At 62.5% G+C, this 21,307-nt stretch carries 22 protein-coding genes and 1 tRNA gene; 18 read left to right on the forward strand and 5 right to left on the reverse strand.

All coding sequences use genetic code 11. From position 1 onward, the window contains the following. The first annotated feature begins 70 nt into the window (after positions 1–70). The 9 genes from cheY (at position 71) to flaJ (ending at position 9,123) form a co-directional block, all read left to right on the forward strand. Positions 71–430 carry a chemotaxis protein CheY gene (cheY, locus tag AMS69_RS06110; protein ID WP_004515265.1) on the forward strand — a complete coding sequence of 120 codons (360 nt, stop codon included), beginning with the start codon at positions 71–73 and terminating at the stop codon, positions 428–430. After that, positions 431–1,648 carry a chemotaxis protein CheC gene (locus AMS69_RS06115; RefSeq protein WP_053967195.1) on the forward strand — a complete coding sequence of 406 codons (1,218 nt, stop codon included), beginning with the start codon at positions 431–433 and terminating at the stop codon, positions 1,646–1,648. After that, positions 1,648–2,169 carry a chemotaxis protein CheD gene (locus AMS69_RS06120; protein ID WP_053967196.1) on the forward strand — a complete coding sequence of 174 codons (522 nt, stop codon included), beginning with the start codon at positions 1,648–1,650 and terminating at the stop codon, positions 2,167–2,169. Before AMS69_RS06115 ends, AMS69_RS06120 begins: the two co-directional genes overlap by 1 nt. 241 nt (positions 2,170–2,410) lie before the next feature. Then, positions 2,411–4,051 (forward strand): FlaD/FlaE family flagellar protein, encoded by a 1,641-nt coding sequence (locus tag AMS69_RS06125; RefSeq protein ID WP_053967197.1) that lies wholly within the window; start codon positions 2,411–2,413, stop codon positions 4,049–4,051. Beyond that, entirely contained in the window at positions 4,035–4,472 is a 438-nt protein-coding gene (locus AMS69_RS06130; RefSeq protein WP_053967198.1) for a flagellin, read from the forward strand. Before AMS69_RS06125 ends, AMS69_RS06130 begins: the two co-directional genes overlap by 17 nt. A 1-nt stretch (position 4,473) precedes the next feature. After that, positions 4,474–4,926 (forward strand): CARDB domain-containing protein, encoded by a 453-nt coding sequence (locus AMS69_RS06135; RefSeq protein WP_053967199.1) that lies wholly within the window; start codon positions 4,474–4,476, stop codon positions 4,924–4,926. Continuing rightward, on the forward strand, positions 4,923–5,684 hold the full coding sequence (locus AMS69_RS06140; RefSeq protein WP_053967200.1) for an ATPase domain-containing protein: 762 nt from the start codon (positions 4,923–4,925) through the stop codon (positions 5,682–5,684). Before AMS69_RS06135 ends, AMS69_RS06140 begins: the two co-directional genes overlap by 4 nt. A gap of 14 nt (positions 5,685–5,698) precedes the next feature. After that, on the forward strand, positions 5,699–7,372 hold the full coding sequence (locus AMS69_RS06145; protein WP_053967201.1) for a type II/IV secretion system ATPase subunit: 1,674 nt from the start codon (positions 5,699–5,701) through the stop codon (positions 7,370–7,372). A 2-nt stretch (positions 7,373–7,374) separates the two neighbouring features. Further along, the gene (flaJ, locus tag AMS69_RS06150) at positions 7,375–9,123 is read left to right on the forward strand and encodes an archaellar assembly protein FlaJ (protein ID WP_053967202.1); all 1,749 of its coding nucleotides are present in this window, start codon (positions 7,375–7,377) and stop codon (positions 9,121–9,123) included. A 263-nt stretch (positions 9,124–9,386) separates the two neighbouring features. Here the strand turns inward: flaJ and AMS69_RS06160 are convergent, their stop codons facing one another. After that, positions 9,387–10,484 (reverse strand): aminopeptidase, encoded by a 1,098-nt coding sequence (locus AMS69_RS06160; protein ID WP_053967204.1) that lies wholly within the window; start codon positions 10,482–10,484, stop codon positions 9,387–9,389. A gap of 271 nt (positions 10,485–10,755) precedes the next feature. Here AMS69_RS06160 and gnd point away from each other — a divergent pair, with 271 nt between their 5' ends. Then, complete coding sequence (gnd, locus tag AMS69_RS06165; RefSeq protein ID WP_053967205.1) at positions 10,756–11,655, forward strand: phosphogluconate dehydrogenase (NAD(+)-dependent, decarboxylating); 900 nt, start codon at positions 10,756–10,758, stop codon at positions 11,653–11,655. 18 nt (positions 11,656–11,673) lie between these two features. On the opposite strand, the gene AMS69_RS06170 is transcribed toward gnd, so the two are convergent. Beyond that, complete coding sequence (locus AMS69_RS06170) at positions 11,674–12,123, reverse strand: type IV pilin (RefSeq protein WP_053967842.1); 450 nt, start codon at positions 12,121–12,123, stop codon at positions 11,674–11,676. A gap of 143 nt (positions 12,124–12,266) precedes the next feature. Here AMS69_RS06170 and AMS69_RS21040 point away from each other — a divergent pair, with 143 nt between their 5' ends. From AMS69_RS21040 to AMS69_RS06200, 6 genes are all read left to right on the forward strand, one after another. After that, positions 12,267–12,851: a 2Fe-2S iron-sulfur cluster-binding protein gene (locus AMS69_RS21040; RefSeq protein ID WP_053967206.1), complete on the forward strand. Its 585-nt coding sequence runs from the start codon at positions 12,267–12,269 to the stop codon at positions 12,849–12,851. Between the two features lie 45 nt (positions 12,852–12,896). After that, positions 12,897–12,969, forward strand: a tRNA-Arg gene (locus tag AMS69_RS06180). 269 nt (positions 12,970–13,238) lie between these two features. After that, positions 13,239–14,123, forward strand: a complete 885-nt coding sequence (locus AMS69_RS06185; RefSeq protein WP_053967207.1) for an NAD(P)H-binding protein — start codon at positions 13,239–13,241, stop codon at positions 14,121–14,123. Positions 14,124–14,181: 58 nt separating this feature from the next. Next, positions 14,182–15,084 (forward strand): NAD-dependent epimerase/dehydratase family protein, encoded by a 903-nt coding sequence (locus tag AMS69_RS06190; RefSeq protein ID WP_053967208.1) that lies wholly within the window; start codon positions 14,182–14,184, stop codon positions 15,082–15,084. 112 nt (positions 15,085–15,196) lie between these two features. Next, a complete protein-coding gene (locus AMS69_RS06195; RefSeq protein ID WP_053967209.1) occupies positions 15,197–16,591 on the forward strand; it encodes a selenium-binding family protein in 1,395 nt (464 codons plus the stop codon). Between the two features lie 22 nt (positions 16,592–16,613). After that, positions 16,614–16,931: a 2Fe-2S iron-sulfur cluster-binding protein gene (locus AMS69_RS06200; RefSeq protein ID WP_053967210.1), complete on the forward strand. Its 318-nt coding sequence runs from the start codon at positions 16,614–16,616 to the stop codon at positions 16,929–16,931. Between the two features lie 11 nt (positions 16,932–16,942). Here the strand turns inward: AMS69_RS06200 and AMS69_RS06205 are convergent, their stop codons facing one another. Further along, positions 16,943–17,179 carry a hypothetical protein gene (locus AMS69_RS06205; RefSeq protein WP_053967211.1) on the reverse strand — a complete coding sequence of 79 codons (237 nt, stop codon included), beginning with the start codon at positions 17,177–17,179 and terminating at the stop codon, positions 16,943–16,945. Positions 17,180–17,217: 38 nt separating this feature from the next. Further along, positions 17,218–18,285 carry a zinc-dependent alcohol dehydrogenase family protein gene (locus tag AMS69_RS06210; protein WP_053967212.1) on the reverse strand — a complete coding sequence of 356 codons (1,068 nt, stop codon included), beginning with the start codon at positions 18,283–18,285 and terminating at the stop codon, positions 17,218–17,220. 87 nt (positions 18,286–18,372) lie between these two features. On the opposite strand from AMS69_RS06210, the gene AMS69_RS06215 reads away from it, so the two are divergent. Beyond that, positions 18,373–18,705, forward strand: coding sequence for a hypothetical protein (locus tag AMS69_RS06215; RefSeq protein ID WP_053967213.1), 333 nt, complete (start codon positions 18,373–18,375; stop codon positions 18,703–18,705). Positions 18,706–18,756: 51 nt separating this feature from the next. Continuing rightward, positions 18,757–20,085, forward strand: a complete 1,329-nt coding sequence (locus AMS69_RS06220; protein WP_053967214.1) for a M28 family peptidase — start codon at positions 18,757–18,759, stop codon at positions 20,083–20,085. A 466-nt stretch (positions 20,086–20,551) separates the two neighbouring features. Here AMS69_RS06220 and AMS69_RS06225 read toward each other — a convergent pair whose 3' ends face one another. Further along, positions 20,552–21,241 (reverse strand): hypothetical protein, encoded by a 690-nt coding sequence (locus AMS69_RS06225; protein ID WP_053967215.1) that lies wholly within the window; start codon positions 21,239–21,241, stop codon positions 20,552–20,554. Between the last annotated feature and the right edge of the window lie 66 nt (positions 21,242–21,307).

Here is a 21,307-nt window from a genome sequence, read left to right on the forward strand (position 1 = left end):
ACCGATATCACACGCGATAATTTACGGGACACCTTTATCTTACCCATCACGGTATGTAGGCTTGATAGGCATGCCAGACGTACTGATCGCCGACGATTCAGAGTTTATGCGTAACCTCCTCCGCGAGATTCTCGAAGAAGATCACGAGATCGTTGGGGAGGTCGAGAACGGAGTCGAAGCTGTCGAAGTGTTCAAAGAAGAGGGGCCAGACCTGGTGATGATGGATATCGTGATGCCGATCCGGGATGGCATCGAGGCCACGGACGAGATCAAATCTTCTAATCCGGATGCGAACGTCATCATGTGTACAAGCGTTGGCCAAGAAGAGAAGATGAAGGAGGCGGTGAAAGCGGGGGCTGACGGGTATATCACCAAGCCGTTCCAGAAACCCAGTGTGATGGAGGCTATCGAGGACGTCGTCCCCTCATAGATGAACGTCGATATTCAGTCGCTCGGCACGTTCAACCAACTCGCTCACGAAGGGGCTGAACAGGCCACGCAGTCGATGGGCCAGATGACGGGTATCGATGCCGTCGTCGACGTAACCAAGATCACGCTGCTCGACAGAGCAGATGTCGGCGAGGAACTGGCCGGCCGGGACTTCGTCGGGGTCGAGTTCTCCTTCGATGGCGTTTTGGAGGGCGATACCGTGCTTGCCTTCGACGTGGACAGCGCCGGAACGATCACCGAGGAGATGATGCCCGGTAGCAGCGACGACGAGGCGATGGCCAGAAGCGGTATCGAAGAGATCGGCAACATCATGATGAGCGGGTTCATCGATGGGTGGGCCGACTTCGTCGGTGCAACCATCGACCACTCCCCGCCGATGTATGTCGAGGAGTCCGGCAGTGATGTGCTCCCCGATGCACCCGCTGACGCCGACCATCAGCAGGTGTTCGTGTTCAAATCCGAGATCGAATGGATCGACGAGTCGGTGAACTTCTACATCTACATGCTCCCTGAGTACGAGTCGCTCACGGAGATGATGGTAGAGCACGTCGACACGGACGGCGACGCCATCCCCATCGACAAGCTCCAGACGTTCAACGAGATGACGACCAGCGGCACCCAGAAAGCCGCTGACAACGTCGAAATGATGACCGGTATCCCGACCGAGTCGGAGGTGACACAGATCAGCTTCGCCCCCATCGAAGACGTGCCGAAACAGATCGGCACGGACACCTTTGTCGGGACGGTCGTCGAGTTCACCGGGACGCCCAGTGGCTACCTCATGGTACTGTTCGACGAGGTCTCTGCAATCAACGTCGCGGAGGCGATGATGCCCATCGAGATGGACAGCGACGAGCTAACCGACCAGCACAAGGCTGCCATCGAGGAACTGGGGAATATCATGACGAGCGGGTTCGTCGACGGCTGGGCGAATGTCCTTCAGACATCGGTCGAACACACGCCGCCGAAGGTCGTCCATGACATGGGGCGGGCGATCATGGATCCGCTTGCGGCACAGGTCGGACAATATCAGGAACACGCGTTCATCATCGACTCGCAGATGCAGACCGACGACATTGAGTTCCAGGCAGAGATTCACGCCCTGCCCAACGAGAAAGAGTTGCGCGCTGCCCTCAACGACCTTGATGTCGAGCGGGCGACCGAGACGGGCGCGGATGTCGAACAGATATTCAAATAATGAAAGTATACGATGGTACCCAAACAGAGAGCCCCGAACAAAGTACGCCCGAACGTATCAAGGTCGGCATCGCCGAGTACAAGGTGACCACAGAGCCGGCCGTGCTGACCACGAGTGGGCTCGGCTCCTGTATCGGGATCGCAATATACGACACCCGCAAGACGGTGGCCGGTCTCGTTCACGTCATGCTTCCGTCGGCGGCCGATATCGACGGCGGGAACCATGCGAAGTTCGCGGACACAGGCATCGAAGCACTCATCGAGGCCATGGCGGATGCCGGGGCGTCGACGGAGGCGATGGAAGCCAAAATCGCCGGTGGGAGCGATATGCTCGACTTCTCGGAGAGTGGCTCCTCTATCGGGTCGCGAAACGCGAAGAAGGTACGCGAGACGCTCGATGAACACGGTGTTCCCGTTGTCGGTGAAGACCTAGGTGGTGACCACGGCCGGTCCGTCAAACTCGAAGCCGACACCGGTAATTTCACCGTCAAAAGCGCGAACACGGACTCGATAACACTGTGATATCTGCGGACAGTCTCCGTGCCTGCCGTTCGGCGTCAGACGGACGACAGCCGTTCGTCTGCCGGGGGCGCACTGGGACAATCTGTTCTCCGATTGTCTGGTCGGAATTAATCTGAAATGTAACGGGCTAGTACTTGGGCTGTTAATTTACCGTATCTGAGCCGGGAAAATGGGATATTATTATCAAATATGATACGCTAAGGGGAATATTCAAGAGTAGAAACAGCATGAGATACAACAGATGAGTAGTCCTGCTCTCGTGCCACTGGCTCCAGCCGTCTCACCGGAACTGGTTGGACTGGCACCAGCCCTCTTTGTTCTGCTGACCGGCGGGCTGGTCGGTATGAGCATCAAAAATATGTTCGATTCGATTCTGTCGGACGACGAGAGCGCGGACACGAGTGAGGACGACGGTGGCGGTGAGATGGCCGACGGCGGCGGTCTGATGGCCGATGACGGCGGTGGCGACGATCTCGGCGGTCTCGGCGGTCTCGACGATGGCGGCGACGACATGGGTGGGTTCGGCGACGACGAGTTCGGCGACATGGAGGACGCGAGCGGGCCTGACACTGACGAACTAGAACACCGGCTCGACGAACTGGAAAACGAGGTCGGCAGCCTCTCCTCGACGGTCAACACGGTGCGGACAGAAAACGAGAGTATCTCGGAGTCCGTCGAAGAAACCGAGGAGAACGTCCGGAAGCTGCTCGACATCTACGAGATGGTTACCCGTGGCGTCAACCCCTTCGCCGACGATGTCGATGGCGGCATGGGTGGCATGGGCGAAGGCGGCGGTTCCTTCGGCCTGTTCGATGATGACGGGAGCGACGACACCGAGGAGGACATCAACGACGATGTCGCCAACGCCGACGCAGAAGGGTTCTTCGACGAAGACTTGACGGAGGACACAGGCGGCGATATGTCGATGGACGACGGCGGCGTCGACGATATGTTTCCCGACGACGGCGACGATATGGGCGGCTTCGAGGACGACGGCGGGTCGTTCGACGAGGAGTTCGACGACTTCGACGACACGGAGGACGACATGAGCATGGACGATGGGATGAGCATGGACGACGAGGAGAGTATGGACGACGACAGCGACGACGGCGACGGCGGCAAATCGTTCGCAGAGCTCAAAGACGAGTACGAGTCCGGCGACGCCGAGTGGGCCGAAGGTGAGGAGCCTGAGGACGAAACGGACGACGATGACGACCTACTGGCGGACGACGATGATGATCTGCTGGCCGACGAGGACGACGACCTGCTCGGCGAGGATGATTCGGATGACGATGCAAGCGGGCTAGAAGACGACGACCTCTTCGACGAGGTTATCGAGGACGACGGGCTCGACGACGGTGAAGCGGCGACGGAATCTGAACCGGAGCCTGAGCCGGAACCCGAGCCCGAGCCAGCCGTAGAACCGGAGCCGGAGCCCGAACCTGAGCCCGAGCCGGAACAGACCACGCAAACGGACACGACAGCCGCTGGTCACGACGATGCAGCAACGGTAGACGACGATTCAGACGCAGGCGCGGACGACGACGGAAAACCGTACCTGGCGACGATGCCGGAAGGGTTCGCGGCGGACCTGATTATCGTCGAATGGCTCGAGTTCCTGGTCCAGCACTCGGGCTACCGTGAGACGGCTCGCGCCATCGACTACTACGAGACTATCGACTGGATCGACGAGTCGGTCGCGGACCAGCTCAAGGCGTACCTCCGGGGCTTCGACGACGTGAACGACACCGGGGATGGGCTGTCTATCGACCACCACACCGAGAGCCTACACTACATCTCGCAGCTTGACAGTGACAGCGGCGCTGACGCCGTTGCGCTCTCGAAACTGGTGGGGGGTGGTTCCGATGGGATTCAGCGTTAGCGGCTCGGCGGCCGTCATTTTCGTGGCTGCCTTCATCGGCTTCGGGATGTTCTACTCCGCGGCCGCGAACAGCTTCGAGCGAGTCAACGATGCCCGCGAGGACCAGCGCGACCGACTGCTCGATCAGCAAAACACTGACATCTCGCTTGTCTCGGCGACGTGGAACAGCAGCGGGAACGACAATCTCGTCGTGACCGTCGACAACACCGGTTCGGAGACGCTGTCGGTCGATGCAACCGACCTGCTGGTCGACAACGAGTACCGCGCAGGTTACGGCACGACCGTCGACGGTGACGGTTCGACGGACATCTGGGCGTCACAGGAGCGGTTGACGATTACCGTCTCCTCGCTCAGTAGCCAGCCTGACCGGGTGAAAGTCGTCACCGAGAACGGTATCGCCGACACGATGGTGGTGAGCTAACATGGCGAGCGTCTCCGTCTCACACCTGATCCTGTTCATCGCGTCGATGGCCATCGCCGCGAGTGTGGCTGGCGTCTTTACGAGCAGTATCGGCGAACTGAGCAACGCTGTCTCGGAACAGGGGGTGGACGTGAGCAGCGATGTCCGGACCGATGTGGAAATCATCTCCGACAGCGGCAGCGACAGTATCTACGATAGCGGCGACGAAACGATCACGATACACGTCAAAAACACTGGTTCGGAGACGTTGGCCCCGGTTCCCGGACAGGTGGACCTGTTCGTGGATGGGGTTTTCGCCAGTGACTACACGGTGACGCTGGAGCCGGACGGTGGCAACATCTGGCGGCCCGGTGAGGTCGTCCGCATCGATATCAACGACAACCTCAGCAGCGGCGACCACCGTCTCAAGCTCATCGTCAACGGCGACGAGGAGGTGTTCGAGTTCAACACATGAGTATCGCAAGTACTGACCTATTCTCGCTTGGACTGGACGATCACGACCGGCTGAACAAGGAACTGGGCGGCGGTATCCCACCCGGCAGTATCATCCTCGTCGAGGGGGACTACGGGGCCGGCAAATCCGCCATGAGCCAGCGGTTCACCTACGGCCTCTGTGAAGAAGGCCACGAGGTGACCTACCTCTCGACGGAGCTGACCGTCGGGAGCTTCCTCGACCAGATGCACTCGCTGTCGTACGACATGGTCGACCACATCCTCGACGAGAACGTGCTGTTCCTACACGCCGACATCGGCGAATCGAACGCTCTCACCGGCGGTGACGAACAGTCAGACCGGAAGGAACTCCTCAAACGGCTGATGGAGGCCGAGGTGATGTGGGACGCCGATGTCGTTGTCATCGATACGTTTGACGCTATCCTCCGCAACGACCCCAAGTTCGAGGCCCTCGTCCGGCAAAACGAGGAGCGACAGGCCGCCCTGGAGGTCATCTCGTACTTCCGGGACGTCATCTCACAGGGCAAATGCATCATGCTCACTGTCGACCCGTCAACGCTGGACGAGGAGGCCATCGGTCCGTTCCGGGCCATCGCAGACGTGTTCATCGAACTGGAGATGATCGAGGTCGGCAACGACGTGCGCCGGCAGATCAACGTCCTCCGATTCGCCGGCATGGGTGAGCAGGTCGGTGACACCATCGGGTTCTCGGTGCGTTCGGGAACCGGCATCGTCATCGAATCGCGCAGCGTCGCCTAGAGGTGAGTTAAGATATGACAGATCACGGACGTGCGAAACCGTCGGACGAACTTCGACAGATGGCAGCGCGGCGGCCCCACCTGCGGGACCACCTGAAGAAGTTCAAACAGATCACCGGTGAGTTCCCGATGCTCATCGACGAGGCTGACGACGAGTACGAGACCAACCGGCCGAACGTGCTCTACCCGGTCGGTGGCCCCATCTTCTGTCATATCTACGGCGACGTGGGTCAGGACATGAAGTACTACGCTATTGAGCCGGAACTCGACGAGGACGAGCGGGCCGTCTTCGGGAAGGTCCGGAACCGCCTGCTCCAGCGCAGCGTCAACAAGCCTGCGCCGGAAAACGAGGCCCAGTTCGACGACCGCATCGAGGAACTGCTTCAGGAGACCACGAAAATCCGGGACGAGGACAGCGACAGCGGCGTGCTCACGCGCCTGTCGAACCTGACCGACGTGAGCAGCGTCGAGGTCACACAGGAGACCTACGAGAACATCCTCTACCGGCTGAACCGCGACATCGTCGGCCTCGGCCCGCTCGAACCGGTCATGCGCGACCCGGCCAACGAGGACATTCACGTTATCGGCCGTAGCGAATGCCACGTCGACCACGGGGTCTACGGCATGCTGGAGACGACTGTCGAGTGGCAGAGCGAGGAGGCCTTCGACCAGTGGCTCCGCAACATGGGTGAGCGGATGGGCGATCCGGTCTCCGACTCGGACCCCATCGTCGACTCGACGCTCCCGGACGGGTCGCGTCTGAACCTCATCTACTCCGACGACGTGAGCCTCAAAGGGCCTTCACTCACGATCCGTCAGGGCGACGACGTTCCGCTCTCGATTTTCCAGATTACCAAGTGGATGACGCTGTCGCCGCAACTGGCCGCGTATCTCTGGCTCTGTCTGGAGAACGAGCAGACCGTGTTCGTGGTCGGGGAGACGGCGTCCGGGAAGACGACGACGCTGAACGCCATCACCTCGTTCATCCCCGACGACGCGAAGATCTACACCGCGGAGGACACCGCCGAGGTGCTGCCCCCACACAACACCTGGCAGCAACTCCTGACCCGTGAGGGCGAAGACGAGGGGACCAGTATCGACATGTTCGACCTGGTCGCCGCTGCACTGCGTTCTCGCCCCGACTACATCATCGTCGGGGAGGTTCGTGGTGAGGAGGGTCGGATGGCGTTCCAGGCGGCCCAGACCGGTCACCCGGTGATGCTGACGTTCCACGCGAGCGACATCGTGTCGATGATTCAGCGGTTCACCGGCGAACCCATCAACGTTCCCGAGACGTTCATGGATGTGGCCGACGTGGCGCTGTTCCAGAACCGCGTCAAGCAGGGCGATCAGGTCCTGCGCCGCGTGACCAGCGTTCAGGAGATAGAGGGCTACTCGAAGGAGATGGACGGTGTCGTTACCCGGCAGGTGTTCAACTGGGACCCCGTCGAGGACGAGATCATCTTCCAGGGGATGAACAACTCCTTCGTCCTCGAAGAGCAGATCGCGACCCTGCTCGGCTACGAGGACACGCGTGACATCTACGACGACCTCGAATTCCGTGCGAACCTCATCGAACGCGCCATTCAGGAGGGGATTCTGGGGTATCACGAGGTCAACGACTTCATTTCCGACTTCCAGCGTGACGGCGTCGAAGGGATTCCGTTCAATATGGCACGGCCCGACTAACGATGGCACAGGGTGAAGCCGAGAGCGACCTCGATCTGACGATATCCGAGACGATCCAGTCGCTCGTTGAGTCCTACCGCCAGATGACGATTCCGCTGGAGCGGTATCTCTTTCTCATCCTCCTACCAGCCGTCGCCTTCTTCATTATCTCGACGGTCGTTGCCCTACTGCTGGAGCAGCCCTTCGCAGTCCGAGCACCGATCCCCCTGCTCGGCTTCCTCGTGATGGCGTCAGCGATTTTCTACCCGAAAATCCTCCTGAGCCAGCGTAAACGCGAACTCAACAACCGGTTTCACCTGCTCATCACGCACATGACTGTGCTGGCGACGACGAAGATTGACCGGATGGAGGTGTTCCGAACGCTGGCCGAGGAGGACGAGTACGGGGAACTCGCCATGGAGATGCACCGCATCGTCCAGCTGGTCGACACCTGGAACCTGAGCCTCGACGACGCCTGCCGTCGCCGCGCCAAACAGGTCCCGAGCCGCGCCGTGTCGGACTTCTTCGACCGCCTCGCGTACACCCTCGGGGCCGGACAGGGACTCGACGACTACCTCCTGACCGAACAGGAGCAGATCATCCAGCACTACTCGACGGTGTACAAGAGCTCCCTCGACAGCCTGGAAGTGATGAAGGACCTCTACCTGTCGATGATCCTGTCGATGACGTTCGCGCTGGTGTTCGCCGTCGTTCTCCCGGTGCTGACTGGGACGAATCCGACGATGACCGTCAGCGCCGTCATCGTGATGTTCGTGTTCGTCCAGACCGGGTTCTACCTCGCCATCCGCTCGATGGCTCCCTACGACCCGGTGTGGTTCCACCCGGTCGATTACCCGTCGCCGATTGAGTCAAAGCTCAACAAGTCGATGGCGGCCGGCGTGGGGCTGTCGATGCTGCTCGTGTTCATCACGCTGGGCGGGATGCTCGGCATCTCGCCGATCACGCTGAACGACCTCTTCTTTATGTTCGATGAAGTGCCGCTGCCGCTGTATGCCGCCGCGCCGATCACGCCGATGCTCATCCCCGGTATCGTCTTCCGGCAGGAAGAACAGCGCATCAAGGACCGGGACTCGGAGTTCCCGAACTTCATCCGCGCGCTCGGTGCAACCGAGGGCGCGAAGCAGTCTACCACTGGGGCGGTGCTTCGCACGCTCCGAAAGAAAGACTTCGGCGCGCTCTCACCGAACATCGATAACCTCTACAAGCGGCTGAATATGCGGATCGAGCCGACATCTGCCTGGCGCTTTTTCACCGCCGACTGTCGGTCCTATCTCATCCAGACCTTCTCCGAGATGTATCTTATCGGCCGCGAGATGGGTGGGTCGCCAAAGCAACTGGGCGAGCTCATCTCCGAGAACATGAATCAGGTGCTGCAGCTCCGCCAGAAGCGCAAGCAAGCGACGACGACGCTCGTCGGCCTCCTGTACGGGATGACCGCCGCGTCGACGTTCGCGTTCTTTATCGGCCTGCAGGTCGTCAACATCCTCGCGGGCATGTCGCTCGACCTGAGTACCGGGAGCCGTCTTGACGCCGCCTCGCTCATCAACACCAGCGTCTACAACATCCCGCTCATCGAGTTCCTGCTCATCATTATCATCATGTTCGGCGCGATGCTGTCGTCGCTGATGATCCGAACTGTCGACGGCGGCCACAACGCCAACACCTACATGCACTTCGTCATTCTCACATGGATCGGCGCTATTACCGGGACGTTCACGAAGTGGCTGGTGTCGCAGTTTCTCGCCATCTAGTACCTTTTTACTGCAGGGGGTTCCCGCAGCGCCGCAGGCGCGAGGAAACCCCCTTTGCAAAAATCCACGCTAAAAACGGCCTCCGAGTCGCGCTCTGCGAGCGCGCTCGGAGTGAAACCACGCGCCGTCGCCGCGCGGTACGGTGCCAGTGTCACGGCCGCGGCGACACCTGCCCTTCCCCGAGTCGCGCCACGGAGGGCGCTCTCGGCCAACAGCATCGCGACAGCCGCCGCCGACCGACGGCACAGCCAGCACCGCAGCGACTACGCCTCGAAGCCGTCTTCCCACCGGAACAGCCCGTCTCGCTGGACGATTTCGCCGTCGACTTCGAGCCGCGATCCCTCGCCCATCGTCGTGATGAGGTCCTCGTGGACGGCGCTGTCGTTGCCGGACTCACCTTCGGGGAGACAGGCGTCGTACGCGCGCCCGAGCGCGAGGTGGACCGTTCCGCCCATCTTCTCGTCGAAGAGGATGTTGTCGGTGACGCGGTCGACGCCGCGGTTCATCCCGACCCCGAGTTCGCCAAGCTGGCGGGAGCCGCCGTCGGTGCCGATGATTTCCTCGATGACTGCCTCGCCCTGCTCGGCCGACCAGTCGACGACGACGCCGTCTTTGAACGTCAGCTCGACGTTTTTCACCCGGCGGCCCTGTATCGTCATCGGCACGTCGAACGTGACGACGCCGGCGGTGTCGTAAGGCGCGGTGAACACCTCACCCGAGGGGAGGTTGTGGGAGTCGTAGGCCACACTGGCGGCGGAGTTGACGGCGACCCGACCGTCGATGAACAGCGTGAGGTCCGTGCCGTCAGCGACGAGACGGACCGTCTCGCCGTCGTCGAGAATGTCTTTCAGTCGGGCCTGTTCTTCGGCCAGCGCCTCCCAGTCCCGAAGCGTCGCGTCGTAGACGAAGTCCGCGTAGTCGGCGTAGGCCATCCCGGCCTGCTGGGCCATCGCCCGCGTCGGGTGCTGGGTCGACACCCAGTCGGTGTCCAGCCGGGCCTCCCTGATTTCTTGCCGGGCCGTCGAGTACGCCTGCCGCCGGTCGCTGTCCACGTCGGCCGTCTCGGTGGTATTCCGCGATCCCTTCAGGAACAGCACACTGTCGGCTCGCTCGTACAGCGCCAGTTCGTACTCGGGGTCCTCGGTGAACGACCCGTCGTGAGCCTGCAGATAGGCCCGTGTGAGTTCGTCCGACTGGTACGTCGACAGGAGGTTCGCGCCGCGGTCGCCAAGCTGCTCTGCCACGGCGACGGCGAGGTCGTGGGCACCGTCTTCAACGGCCACGACCACGTCGTCGCCCGCCTTGATGCGTGCGCTCCAGTCGACGAGAATCCGAGCGTGTTCGCGTATGCGGTCGTCCATGCTCTCACCAGGAGTGGCCGGAACAAAACGGCGGTGGTCCTCGGAATATCACGTACGATGTGATTGTATTCCGTAGATTTTTTGCATTCCAGAGTCGGAGTATCCAGTGCAGCACGGGACAGCGTTACGTGGCAATTGCTGGCTTCCCACGGCCGCTTCCGAGGCAGTTGGGTGGCGACGGCGCCATGACTGACGACGGCACGGGTGGTGTTCGTGCCGCGCTTTTCTGTCGAACCGCAACCCCTACCTGTTCGGTCGGCGACTCCTCGGTATGGAACTTGGCGTCATCGGACTCGGACGCATGGGCCGCATCGTCGTCGACCGCGTACTCGAAGCCGGCCACGAGGTCGTGGTCTTCGACATCGACGAGGAGAGCGTCGCTGACGCGGCAGACGCCGGCGCTCGGCCGGCCTCGTCTATCGCGGACCTCGCGGAGAAACTCGGCTCGGAGAAACGCATCTGGCTGATGGTCCCGGCCGGAGACCCGGTCGACGCTGCGCTGGACGAACTGATTCCGACGCTCGACGGCGATGATATCGTGGTCGACGGCGGCAATTCCTACTTCGAGGACTCGGTTCGCCGCGCCGAGTCGACCGACGCGGCCTACCTCGACTGTGGCACGTCCGGCGGTCCGGCGGGTGCGGAACTGGGCTTCTCGCTGATGGTCGGCGGCCCGCAGTGGGCCTACGACGAACTGGTGCCGGTGTTCGACGCCGTCGCCACCGGCCCCGACGGCCACGACCGGATGGGGCCGGCTGGCTCGGGCCACTACGTCAAGATGGTCCACAACGGCGTCGAGTACGCACTGATGCAGACCTACGGCGAAGGCTTCGAACTGCTGGCGAACGGGCGCTACGACCTCGACCTCGAATCGGTCGCCAACACATGGAACAACGGGGCCGTCATCCGCTCGTGGCTGCTGGAACTCTGCGAGGAGGCGTTCCGAGAAGAGGGCAACGACCTCGGCGACGTGGCCGACCGCGTCGAGGGCGGGTCGACCGGGACGTGGACCGTGCAGGAAGCGCTCGAACAGGAAGTCCCGGTGCCGCTCATTTACCAGTCGCTGGCCGAGCGGTTCGGTTCGCGGGCCGACGACGGCCGCTTCTCACGCCGTCTCGCAAGCCGCCTCAGGTACGGCTTCGGTCGCCACGACGTCCCACGACGGGAGTGAGTGTGCTACCGTATCGCGTCAGGATTCGCTTGCCGGAGCGGTACTTCTTGCGAGCACTGTCGTCTGGTCGTCTCCGTGCCAGACGAGGCTGACTTCGGCTCCGCCCTCGACGCTAACGCTCGACTGATCGCCGACAGTCACCTCGCCGTCGTCATCGTCCCACTCAACTGTTGCTCCGTCTGTCACTTCGATGGTGAGTTGCTCCGCGCTGATCGTATCACCACCGTCGTGTGTCACGACAGCAACTACGTCGTCTGTTGTCTGCTCGTACTCGAACGAGAACGAGGCCTGTGGGGCCACAGCTACGTCGCCCCCACCGCTACTTATGCCAAGCACGAAAGATGCAATCACCGCCGCGACGATGATGATAACCGGAATCAGGATGAGTAAGACAGCCATACTGACGCCCAGTCCGACGAGTACTTTTCCAGCGGTGCCGAGATCGTTCCACGAGTCTTTTAGTCCCACAGCCATCACAATTAATTGATAGTACTAAACGCTATGGAAATTAATCACCTCGTCTGGCACACAGCCGTCTGATGGGTGGGCCGTTCGCGGGCGGCTGCGGGTGAAACAACAGCTAATTAAACCAGTATTCCATAGTCGTGCACATGGTAGAACTCGTTGGACTCGCCGCCGGGGCCACGCTCACCCTGCTCGTGGTCGCGCTCCACTACGCCAAAGGGACCGGTTGGGAGGCACCGGAAGATATCTCTCAGGAGGTCCTCGAGCAGCGGGCAGCGACAGTCCCTGAGACGGACTTTCCGGAGCCGTACAACCGCTCTATCGGCGGTGGCGGTGCCACAGCGATTCCGGCCGGTGAGGCCGAAGGCGAACTCGGCGAAGGTGAAGAGGCCGAGGAAGAAGACGACGGCTTCGATCCCGACGATATCGCCGACGATGAGGTCGAGTACTACGAAATCGAATTCGCCAAGGAAGGCGAGACAATCGAGGTCGCCAACAACGAGACGATTCTCGATGCCGGCGAAGAAGAAGGCTGGGACCTTCCCTACGCCTGCCGCGAGGGCCAGTGTATCTCCTGTGCCGGCCACATCGAGGACGGCCCGGCCGAGGACTACATCCGCCACAGCAACAACGACTCGCTGATGGACGACGACATGGAAGAGGGGTACTGTCTGACCTGTGTCGCGTACCCGACCAGCGAGTTCACTATCGAGACCGGCGAATCGCCCTGACGGGTTCACAATCGTTAAGACGGACAGTCTGATAGCGTTTCTTGTGGGCGGCTAGTTCAGCGGACAGAACGCCTGGTTCCGGACCAGATGGTCGGGGGTTCAAATCCCTCGCCGCCCGTACAGCGAACCCGAGTTTTACGAGCGGTGAGCGAACCGACAGCGAGGATTTGAATCAGGGGGTGTAGCGGCGCGGAACGACCGTGGTTCAAATCCCTCGCCACCAGTGATTCTGACGACGAACGGACGTGAGGAGTCGAATCTCGAACCGAAGAGTGGTTTGAACACGGGAACCCAGCACCCGTACTCTGTTTCTTACGGCCCCCGGTGACTGTCGCGGCGCGGGAATCGCCGCAACGTCCTTGAGGTTCCGACACAAGGTACGAACACATGCGTGTGCTCGTCGTGGGTGCGACCGGATTCATCGGACAGCGACTGGTTCGTGCCCTGAACGACGCAGGCCACGACGTGGTGGCGTTCTCCCGGAGCGCGAGCGAGGAATCGTTTCCCGACGGGGTCGAGCCGTTCGAGGGCGACCTCGGCGACCCGGAGTCCCTCGATGGGCTCTGCGATGATATCGACGTTGCGTACTACCTCATCCACTCGCTCACTTCCGAGAACTTCGCCGAGTTGGACCGTCGCTACGCCCGTCGGTTCGCCGACGCGGCGTCGGCTGTGGGCGTCGACAGGGTTGTCTATCTCAGCGGTATCAGCGGTGACGAGGCGAACCTCTCGCCTCATCTGGCGTCGCGGCGCGAAGTCGAGTCGGTGCTGGCGGAGGGGTCGTTCGACCTGACGGTACTCCGGGCGGCGGTTATCATCGGCCCGGAGAGCGCGAGCTTCCGGATTGTCAACGACTTGACCGACCGCCTGCCGCTGATGCTCGTCCCCAAGTGGGTCAGAACACCGTGTCAGCCCATTGGTGTCGACGACGCGATTAGCTACCTCGTGGCGTTGCTTGATGCCGACGAGACCCGTGGCGAGACCTACGACATCGGCGGGCCATCAGTGTGGTCCTACGAGTCACTGCTGAAACTCACCGCGGCAGAGAAGGGCAAGCGACTGTTTATTATCCCCGTGCCGGTGATGACGCCGGGTCTGTCTTCACACTGGCTTCGATTCACGACAGACGTACAGTACGCCATCGCCCGGCCGCTGGCCGAGAGTATGCGGAACCCGGTCACGGTCGACCCGGCGATGGACCTGCAGGATGTTGTGCCGATCGACCAGACGCCGATCAAGGATGCCGTCCGGAAGGCGCTCGCTGCGGCGTGACGATACCTCGACGTGTCCCTGCGGAACTCCTTTGAATCTGTCTGCTGCATACTCTCCCATGCCCGAATCGGTCGCCGTCACCGGCGGTAACGGCCGCGTCGGCACGCATGTTCTCGAATATCTGGATGCAGCGGGATACCGGACGGTCAATCTCTCCCGTGGTCGGCGCGACGAGACGCACTCGGACGCATACATCGAGACTGACCTGCTTGAGGTGGGCGACGTGTACGGAGCGCTCGCAAAGAGCGATGCCGACGCGGTCGTCCACCTCGGAATGATTGCCACGCCCGACCATACGCCGGGACACCGGACCTACGAGAGTAACGTCATGTCCAGCTATCATGTACTGGAGGCCGCTGGCGAACTGGGCGTTGATACGGTCGCTCTGGCGTCGAGTTTCAGCGCTATCGGCGGCGGGTTTGAACCGGACGCCATCACGCTCGACTACCTCCCGATTGACGAGGACCACCGGCTCACACCATCGAACCCGTACGCAATGGGGAAACAGACACTGGAGGTCGCCGCCGACGGGTTCGCCCGCCGGAGCGCGAACGCACCGCAGACCATTACCTCGCTCCGGTTCCCGTGGGTGGTCGATGACGACCTCGCCCGCGAAACGTTCGTCGAAGCCGACCGTACTCTCGCCGGGCTCCGGGACTCGGAGCATTTCCATACCCAGCGGAACACGCTCTGTGGGTATGTCCACGCTACCGACGCCTGCACGCTCGTCGAGGCAGCCATCGAGGCGTCGTTCGACGGCCACGAGCGGTTCTGGGTGTCAGCCCCGGACACGAGCGCCGAGACACCGAGCGCCGAACTCGCGGCGGAACTGTACCCCGAGGCCGACTACCGAGGACAGACGGGTGCGGGCAGCGACCCATATGCAGCACTCATCGACACGTCGAAAGCCCAGCAGCTACTCGACTGGGAACCGACCTGGCGTTGGCGACAACTGGCGTGAAGCTGGCGGTGGCTCGTGCATCGAGCCGGACACTGCCATTACCACGCCGCATGTAGCGGCCGTTTCATCCGGAACACGTCACTAAAACGTAATGTGTCTGTAAATAACAGGCATGAGCGACGCAGAGCAGCCAGCCGAGACCGGAACACACGAGCATCACAACCACGACCACGAGGGACCGGGGTATGCCACTCCGCAGGCCGCCATCGAGGAAGCAGAACCCGAACAGACAGCGTACGTGATGGGCCTGCACGTCGGTCAGGACGTCGACGCGCCGGACTTTCTGGCCGTCGTCGATGTCGACCCCGACTCAGACACCTACAGCGAAATAATAAACCGGGTCAAGATGCCGAACAAGGGCGATGAACTCCACCATTTCGGGTGGAACGCCTGCTCCTCCTCGTGTCACATGGAGGGGCTGGAGCGCCGGCATCTCGTCATTCCCGGCCAGCGGTCCTCGCGCATCCATATCGTCGACACCAAGGAGCGACGCGACCCCGAACTGACGAAAGTCATCGAACCGGAGACGGTGTACGACCACGACCTCTCCGCGCCCCACACCGTCCACTGCATCCCCGACGGTGAGATCCTTATCTCCATGCTGGGCGACGCCGACGGCGATCTTCCCGGCGGTTTTCTGGAACTGAACGACGACTTCGAGGTGCAGGGCCGGTGGGACCCGCCCGGTGAGATCGAGATGAACTACGACTACTGGTACCAGCCCCGCCAGAACGTGATGCTGTCGACGGAGTGGGCGGCCCCGAAAACCTACTACCCCGGTTTCGATCTAGACGATGTCGAGGACGGCAAATACGGCCAGCGGCTCAACTTCTGGGACTGGGAGGCCGGGACCGTCGAGCAAACTATCGACCTCGGCGAGGACGGCCTGATTCCGCTTGAGGCCCGCTTCCTGCACACACCCGAGAGCACGCACGGCTACGTCGGCGCGGCGCTATCCTCGAACATCATCCATTTCCACGAATCGGACGGTGAGTATCACGCCGAACCGGTCATCGAGTTCGACGACCGTGAACACGAGGGGTGGGACATGCCGGTGCCAGCACTGGTGACGGACATCCTGATCTCGATGGACGACCGCTACCTCTTCGGGTCGAACTGGCTCCACGGCGAGGTGTGGATGTACGACATCTCGGACCCGTCGAACCCCCGAAAGGCAGATTCCATCTCTATCGGCGGCTACTTCGGCGACATTCAGCAGGTACAGGGCCGTGACATCGTCGCGGGTCCGCAGATGCTGCAGCTCTCGCTCGACGGCGAGCGGCTGTACTGGACGACCTCGCTGTTTTCGTCGTGGGACAACCAGTTCTTCCCCGAGGAGGCCGAGCAGGGGTCGGTGATGCTCAAGGCCGACGTAGACCCGCGAAAGGGGACGATGTCGCTGGACCGGGAGTTCCTTGTGGACTTCGGCGACCTGCCCGAAGGCCCCGCTCGCGCCCACGAGATTCGGTGGCCCGACGGAGACTGTACCAGCGACGTGTGGCAATGAGGGCAACGCGACCGAACGGCCGATGACCGAGGTCCTGCTGGACTGGCGGGACAGCGACCGGACGGAGACGGTTTCGGTGCCGGACGGCGAGACGATACTCGATGCCGCGGCGGCCGCGGATATCGGGCTGCCGTTCGGCTGTCGGACTGGTGCGTGCGGGACCTGTACCGCTCGGCTGCTGTCCGGCGACGTGGTGCATCACCGCCCGCCGCGGGCACTCAAGGACCGACATCTTGCGGACGGCTACGTCCTGCTCTGTATCGCCGAGCCGAGGACTGACGCGCATCTCGCCGTCGGTGCGACGGTGCAGGCCGAACTGGTTCCGAACCCCTGGAAGTGACGGGGTGTCGGTTAGGTCCGGTGGTGGCCTGACAGCGCCTGCTGGAGTACCTGTCCCAAGAACCCGATTGCCGGGACGACAAACACTGTCGCGTGGACCCACGCGTCGTAGGTGATATCGCTTGGCTTGGTCACGAGAAAGAGGCCGTAGAGGACGAGCATCACGATAACCCACAGGACGGTGATGACCAGAAACGGGACGGCGTCCCGGACTGGGTCGACGACAGCGTCACGCAGTATGTCGGACATGCGTGGGTTGTCAAGCTGAAGCGCTAAAAGCGTACCCGCTACCGGCCGAACTCCGTTACCAGTTCGATGCCGTCGGTCCCGTAGTCGGTCATCGCGGCCAGCCGCTCCGAAACTGCCTCCAGCGCCACCCGGCGGGTGACGAGCGTTCCGGGGTCAAGCGTCCCGTCGGCGACCAGACGGAGAAGTTCGTCGTACCGCGACGGCGGCATCCCGCGTGAGCCGAGCACGTCGATATCCCAGCGGGTAATCCAGTCGGTCGGCAGCGCAACCTCGCCGCGTTCAGCATCGGTCGTCAGCCCGACCTGAACGTGCGTTCCCCGTGGTCGGAGGCATCGAACGCTGTTCCGGCAGGTCTCAGCCCGGCCCAGCGCGTCGACGGACACCTCTGTGCCGCCGTCGGTTTCAGCCTCGATAGCTGCTGGCACGTCCTCGACAGCGCTTGCGTCAACAACGGTGTTCGCACCCGCCTCGCGGGCCATCGCCAGCGCCTCGTCCCGGATGTCGACGGCGATGACGCTCGCACCCAGCGCCGACGCGATCTGGACGGCCGCCAGCCCGAGGCCGCCACAGCCATGCACCGCGACGCGGTCGCCGGCAGCGATATCGGCCCGATGTGCCAGCGCGTGGAAGGCCGTGACGTACCGACAGCCCAGCGCTGCCGCGGCGTCGAACCCCACACCGTCGGGCAGTGTCACGAGGTTGTAGTCGGCCTGCGGGACGGCGACCCGCTCGGCGAACGCGCCCGGAACGTCGGACTCGAAGCCCAGCGCCCACCCGCTCGTACAGACGTTGCCGTGACCGTTTCGGCAGTAGCTACAGGTCCCGTCGCCGAGGTTGAACGGGACGACGACGCGGTCGCCGGACGACACTGTCGTCACCCGGTCGCCCGTTTCGACGACGCGGCCCGCCGGCTCGTGGCCCAGTACCTGTCCTATCGGCACGTCGTCGTCGGCCCAGTCGCCGTGGCCCTGCCAGGCGTGCCAGTCGCTCCGACAGATCCCACACGCCTCGACCGCGACGACGGCCCCGTCCGGGTCCGCCATCGGGGGGTCCCGGTCCTGGACCGCAAGCGGTTCGCCGTACGCCTCAAGCACTGCGGCGCGCATAGGCCTGCTTCGCGCGCTCCGGACAAAGTATTGGAGGGCGATGCTACTGGGAGCGTTATTTTATACGCCGGACCAGTTATCTCGGATATGACCCTCCTCCCGGTTGCCGTCGCCCTGTTTGTGTCGCCAGTCGCAGTCGCGCTGGTGTACGCCGACGCCAGGCGGCGCGACCTGTCTCAGCGGTACTGTACCGTCGCCGCCTCCACCGTCGGTGTCGCCAGTTTCGGCGGGTTTCTCGCCGCAAGTGTCCTCGGTAGCGAGCTCCTTGCGGCGTACTATCGACTCTTGAACCAGCCGGCTATAGCCGTCACGCCGCTTGACCTCCTTTTTTCGCTGCTCATGGTTGGACTCGCCAGCACTACGCTGGCAGTCATAGGGTATGGGTTGGCCAGTCGGTACGGCCCGCTCGCGCCGTCGTGACCGCGGCCGATTACCCCCAATTTCAAAGCCGGCACGGCCCCACCGAGACGTATGGACGACACTGACTGGATCGGCCAGACGTTCACCAGCACGGTCGGGTGGGACCACCTGGAGGCGCTGGTCGACATCGGGAACCGGATGGCAGGCAGCGACGGCGAACGGAGGGCTGCCGAAGCGACCCGAGACACGCTGGCGGCGTACGCCCGCGACGCTCGGCTCTCCGAGTTCGGGATTCAGGGCTGGAAACGCGGCGATAGCGCCGTCCACGCCGATGGGTCACCGGTCGCGACACAGGCCCACGAATGCATCGCCCTCCCGCGGTCGCCGTCCAGCGAAGTGACCGGCGAACTGGTCGACATCGGTCACGGCCTCCCGGAAGATTTCGAGGACGCTGACTGTGAGGGCCAGATAGTGCTGGCCCGCTCTGACGTGCCCGACTGGTACGACCGGTATATCCACCGGCGGGAGAAGTACTACCGCGCCGTCGAGGCCGGCGCAGTCGGATTCATCTACTGTAACCACGTCGAAGGCGTCCTGCCACCGACCGGGAGCGTCGGCACGGCTGAGGCACCCATCGGCGAGATTCCGGCAGTCGGCGTCGCCAGCGAGACGGGCGCGCGACTGGCCCGCCGCTACGCCGGTGATGATGTCACCCTCAGCGTCAACTGCGAGACGCCCGCTGCGACGAGCCAGAACGTCCACGCCGAACTCGGACCGGACACGGACGAACGACTGCTGGTGACCAGCCACGTCGACGCCCACGACATCGCAGAGGGGGCGATGGACAACGGGGCCGGGACGGCGATGGTCGTCGAGGTGGCCCGCGCCTTGGCCGGCCGCGAGGATGCACTGGCGACCCGCGTGGAGTTCGTCGCTTTCGGTGCCGAGGAGGTCGGTCTGGTCGGCTCGAACCGGCTGGCCGCCGAAACCGCTCTTGACGGCGTAACGGCCGTGCTCAACTTCGATGGTGTCGTTCAGGGACGCACGCTGAAGTGTTACACCCACGGCTTCGATGCGCTTTCGGCCGCTGCCGAGGACGTGGCCACCCGTCTCGACCACCCCATCTCGCTGACGCCGGAGCAGGGTCCCCACAGCGACCACTGGCCGTTCGTGCAGCGGGGCGTCCCTGGCTATCACGTGACCAGCGAAACCCCCGGCGAAGGGCGTGGCTGGGGGCACACCCATGCCGATACGCTGGACAAACTGGAACCCCGGACGTTCCGCGAGCAGGCCATCCTCCTGACCGAACTCGCCGTGACGCTTGCTGACGACTCAGTGCAGCCTGTTCACAAAGACCCGGCGGAGATCGCCGACGCGCTCGAAGCACAGAACCTCGCCGAAGGGATGCGAAGTACCGGTGACTGGCCCTTCGACGACTGACGCGACGCCTCTCCTGTCACCGCCACGTTTGACTCTCGCGACCTGCAATAAAGAATTACCAGAACTCTAGCAGTTTCGCTCCCTCCTGCGTTCCGGCGTTCTGGTCGCTGAAGACGGACTATAATGATTTACTCAGTATAGAAGTAACATATTCCGTAGGTTATTTACCATATGGGTACATGGAAACCGATGGCAGGTTGAGTGGTCTACGTACTGTAGCCCGTATGTGAACGCCATTGCCGGCGTTCACTGCCAAGCTCCCATGCTCTATCGGCCTCGCGGAGTCCGAGGCCGAGTCGACGTGAGTAACCATACCTGCCGTCGTCAGTCAACACCAACACCAATACCTGACACAACGGCCGTCCACGTGCCAAGACGGCCGCTGTGTCCACTTTCGGACGATACTACTCCAAACACCGACTGGTAACGTAGACTGTACAACACAGCACGTAGCGACAGGCCCGCTCTATGAGTCGTACGCCTGCTCTACGTCAGCCTTCGCTGACGGAATGACCTGCTGTTCAGCGTGGCGCATCGACCGCAACGCCTCGTCGGTGAATTCGACGTTGAGCGTGGGCAGGGCCCGTGCGAGACCGCCCAGCACCTCGCCGGGGTCGATGGTGAGTTCGAAGGCGAAGGCGTTCTGGTCCTCCCGCAGCGGAACGGAAAACTCGAAGTGCGTCTGAACGATATCTGTCGCCGTCTCCTGGTCGTATGTGTCAGTGACAGCCGTCCAGAAGTCGTCGCTGTCGGCGGCGACCAGCGGCGCGAGGTCGTCTCCAAACGACTGCTGTCGGGCCAGCAGTCGCTCCCGAATCTGGTCTCGTCGGTCGCCACGGACGGTGTCACGGAGCGCGTTCCAGTAGATATCGCGGGCCAGTACGTCGTCAGCATAGGCGTCGAACGCCGAATCAGCGGCAGCGTAATCCAGCACCGGCTCCAGCTGGTCGAGTATCTGCTGCTGGTAGGACTGGAGTTTCGGCCGGATAACGTGGCGTTCTAGCGGACGGCTGTTGTTCAGCAGTTTGCTCGCAACGCGGCCGCCGCTCCCGTTTGACCCGCGTAGCACGGCTGCAACATCGAACGCCGCGTACGTCTCGTCGACGAACTGCGAGAGGTAACGTTCGAACTCCCGTTCGACGGCACGTCGTGTCACACCCAACCCTGTGGGCTACAGTGACCTATCCCTTACGCCGGTTCCCCCGCAGTGATAGTCGCCCAC

The sequence above is a fragment of the Haloarcula rubripromontorii genome (assembly GCF_001280425.1).
GTDB classification, from domain to species: Archaea; Halobacteriota; Halobacteria; order Halobacteriales; family Haloarculaceae; genus Haloarcula; species Haloarcula rubripromontorii.

What these genes read in the sequence shown, in the direction of transcription:
- flaJ (WP_053967202.1), top strand. Translation starts at nt 7,375, where the DNA reads ATGGCACAGGGTGAAGCCGAGAGCGACCTCGATCTGACGATATCCGAG.
- cheY (WP_004515265.1), top strand. Translation starts at nt 71, where the DNA reads ATGCCAGACGTACTGATCGCCGACGATTCAGAGTTTATGCGTAACCTC.
- AMS69_RS06195 (WP_053967209.1), top strand. Translation starts at nt 15,197, where the DNA reads ATGAGCGACGCAGAGCAGCCAGCCGAGACCGGAACACACGAGCATCAC.
- AMS69_RS06210 (WP_053967212.1), bottom strand. Translation starts at nt 18,285, where the DNA reads ATGCGCGCCGCAGTGCTTGAGGCGTACGGCGAACCGCTTGCGGTCCAG.
- AMS69_RS21040 (WP_053967206.1), top strand. Translation starts at nt 12,267, where the DNA reads ATGGTAGAACTCGTTGGACTCGCCGCCGGGGCCACGCTCACCCTGCTC.
- AMS69_RS06200 (WP_053967210.1), top strand. Translation starts at nt 16,614, where the DNA reads ATGACCGAGGTCCTGCTGGACTGGCGGGACAGCGACCGGACGGAGACG.
- AMS69_RS06125 (WP_053967197.1), top strand. Translation starts at nt 2,411, where the DNA reads ATGAGTAGTCCTGCTCTCGTGCCACTGGCTCCAGCCGTCTCACCGGAA.
- AMS69_RS06135 (WP_053967199.1), top strand. Translation starts at nt 4,474, where the DNA reads ATGGCGAGCGTCTCCGTCTCACACCTGATCCTGTTCATCGCGTCGATG.
- AMS69_RS06185 (WP_053967207.1), top strand. Translation starts at nt 13,239, where the DNA reads ATGCGTGTGCTCGTCGTGGGTGCGACCGGATTCATCGGACAGCGACTG.
- AMS69_RS06220 (WP_053967214.1), top strand. Translation starts at nt 18,757, where the DNA reads ATGGACGACACTGACTGGATCGGCCAGACGTTCACCAGCACGGTCGGG.
- AMS69_RS06130 (WP_053967198.1), top strand. Translation starts at nt 4,035, where the DNA reads ATGGGATTCAGCGTTAGCGGCTCGGCGGCCGTCATTTTCGTGGCTGCC.
- AMS69_RS06140 (WP_053967200.1), top strand. Translation starts at nt 4,923, where the DNA reads ATGAGTATCGCAAGTACTGACCTATTCTCGCTTGGACTGGACGATCAC.
- AMS69_RS06115 (WP_053967195.1), top strand. Translation starts at nt 431, where the DNA reads ATGAACGTCGATATTCAGTCGCTCGGCACGTTCAACCAACTCGCTCAC.
- gnd (WP_053967205.1), top strand. Translation starts at nt 10,756, where the DNA reads ATGGAACTTGGCGTCATCGGACTCGGACGCATGGGCCGCATCGTCGTC.
- AMS69_RS06160 (WP_053967204.1), bottom strand. Translation starts at nt 10,484, where the DNA reads ATGGACGACCGCATACGCGAACACGCTCGGATTCTCGTCGACTGGAGC.
- AMS69_RS06215 (WP_053967213.1), top strand. Translation starts at nt 18,373, where the DNA reads ATGACCCTCCTCCCGGTTGCCGTCGCCCTGTTTGTGTCGCCAGTCGCA.
- AMS69_RS06145 (WP_053967201.1), top strand. Translation starts at nt 5,699, where the DNA reads ATGACAGATCACGGACGTGCGAAACCGTCGGACGAACTTCGACAGATG.
- AMS69_RS06205 (WP_053967211.1), bottom strand. Translation starts at nt 17,179, where the DNA reads ATGTCCGACATACTGCGTGACGCTGTCGTCGACCCAGTCCGGGACGCC.
- AMS69_RS06190 (WP_053967208.1), top strand. Translation starts at nt 14,182, where the DNA reads ATGCCCGAATCGGTCGCCGTCACCGGCGGTAACGGCCGCGTCGGCACG.
- AMS69_RS06120 (WP_053967196.1), top strand. Translation starts at nt 1,648, where the DNA reads ATGAAAGTATACGATGGTACCCAAACAGAGAGCCCCGAACAAAGTACG.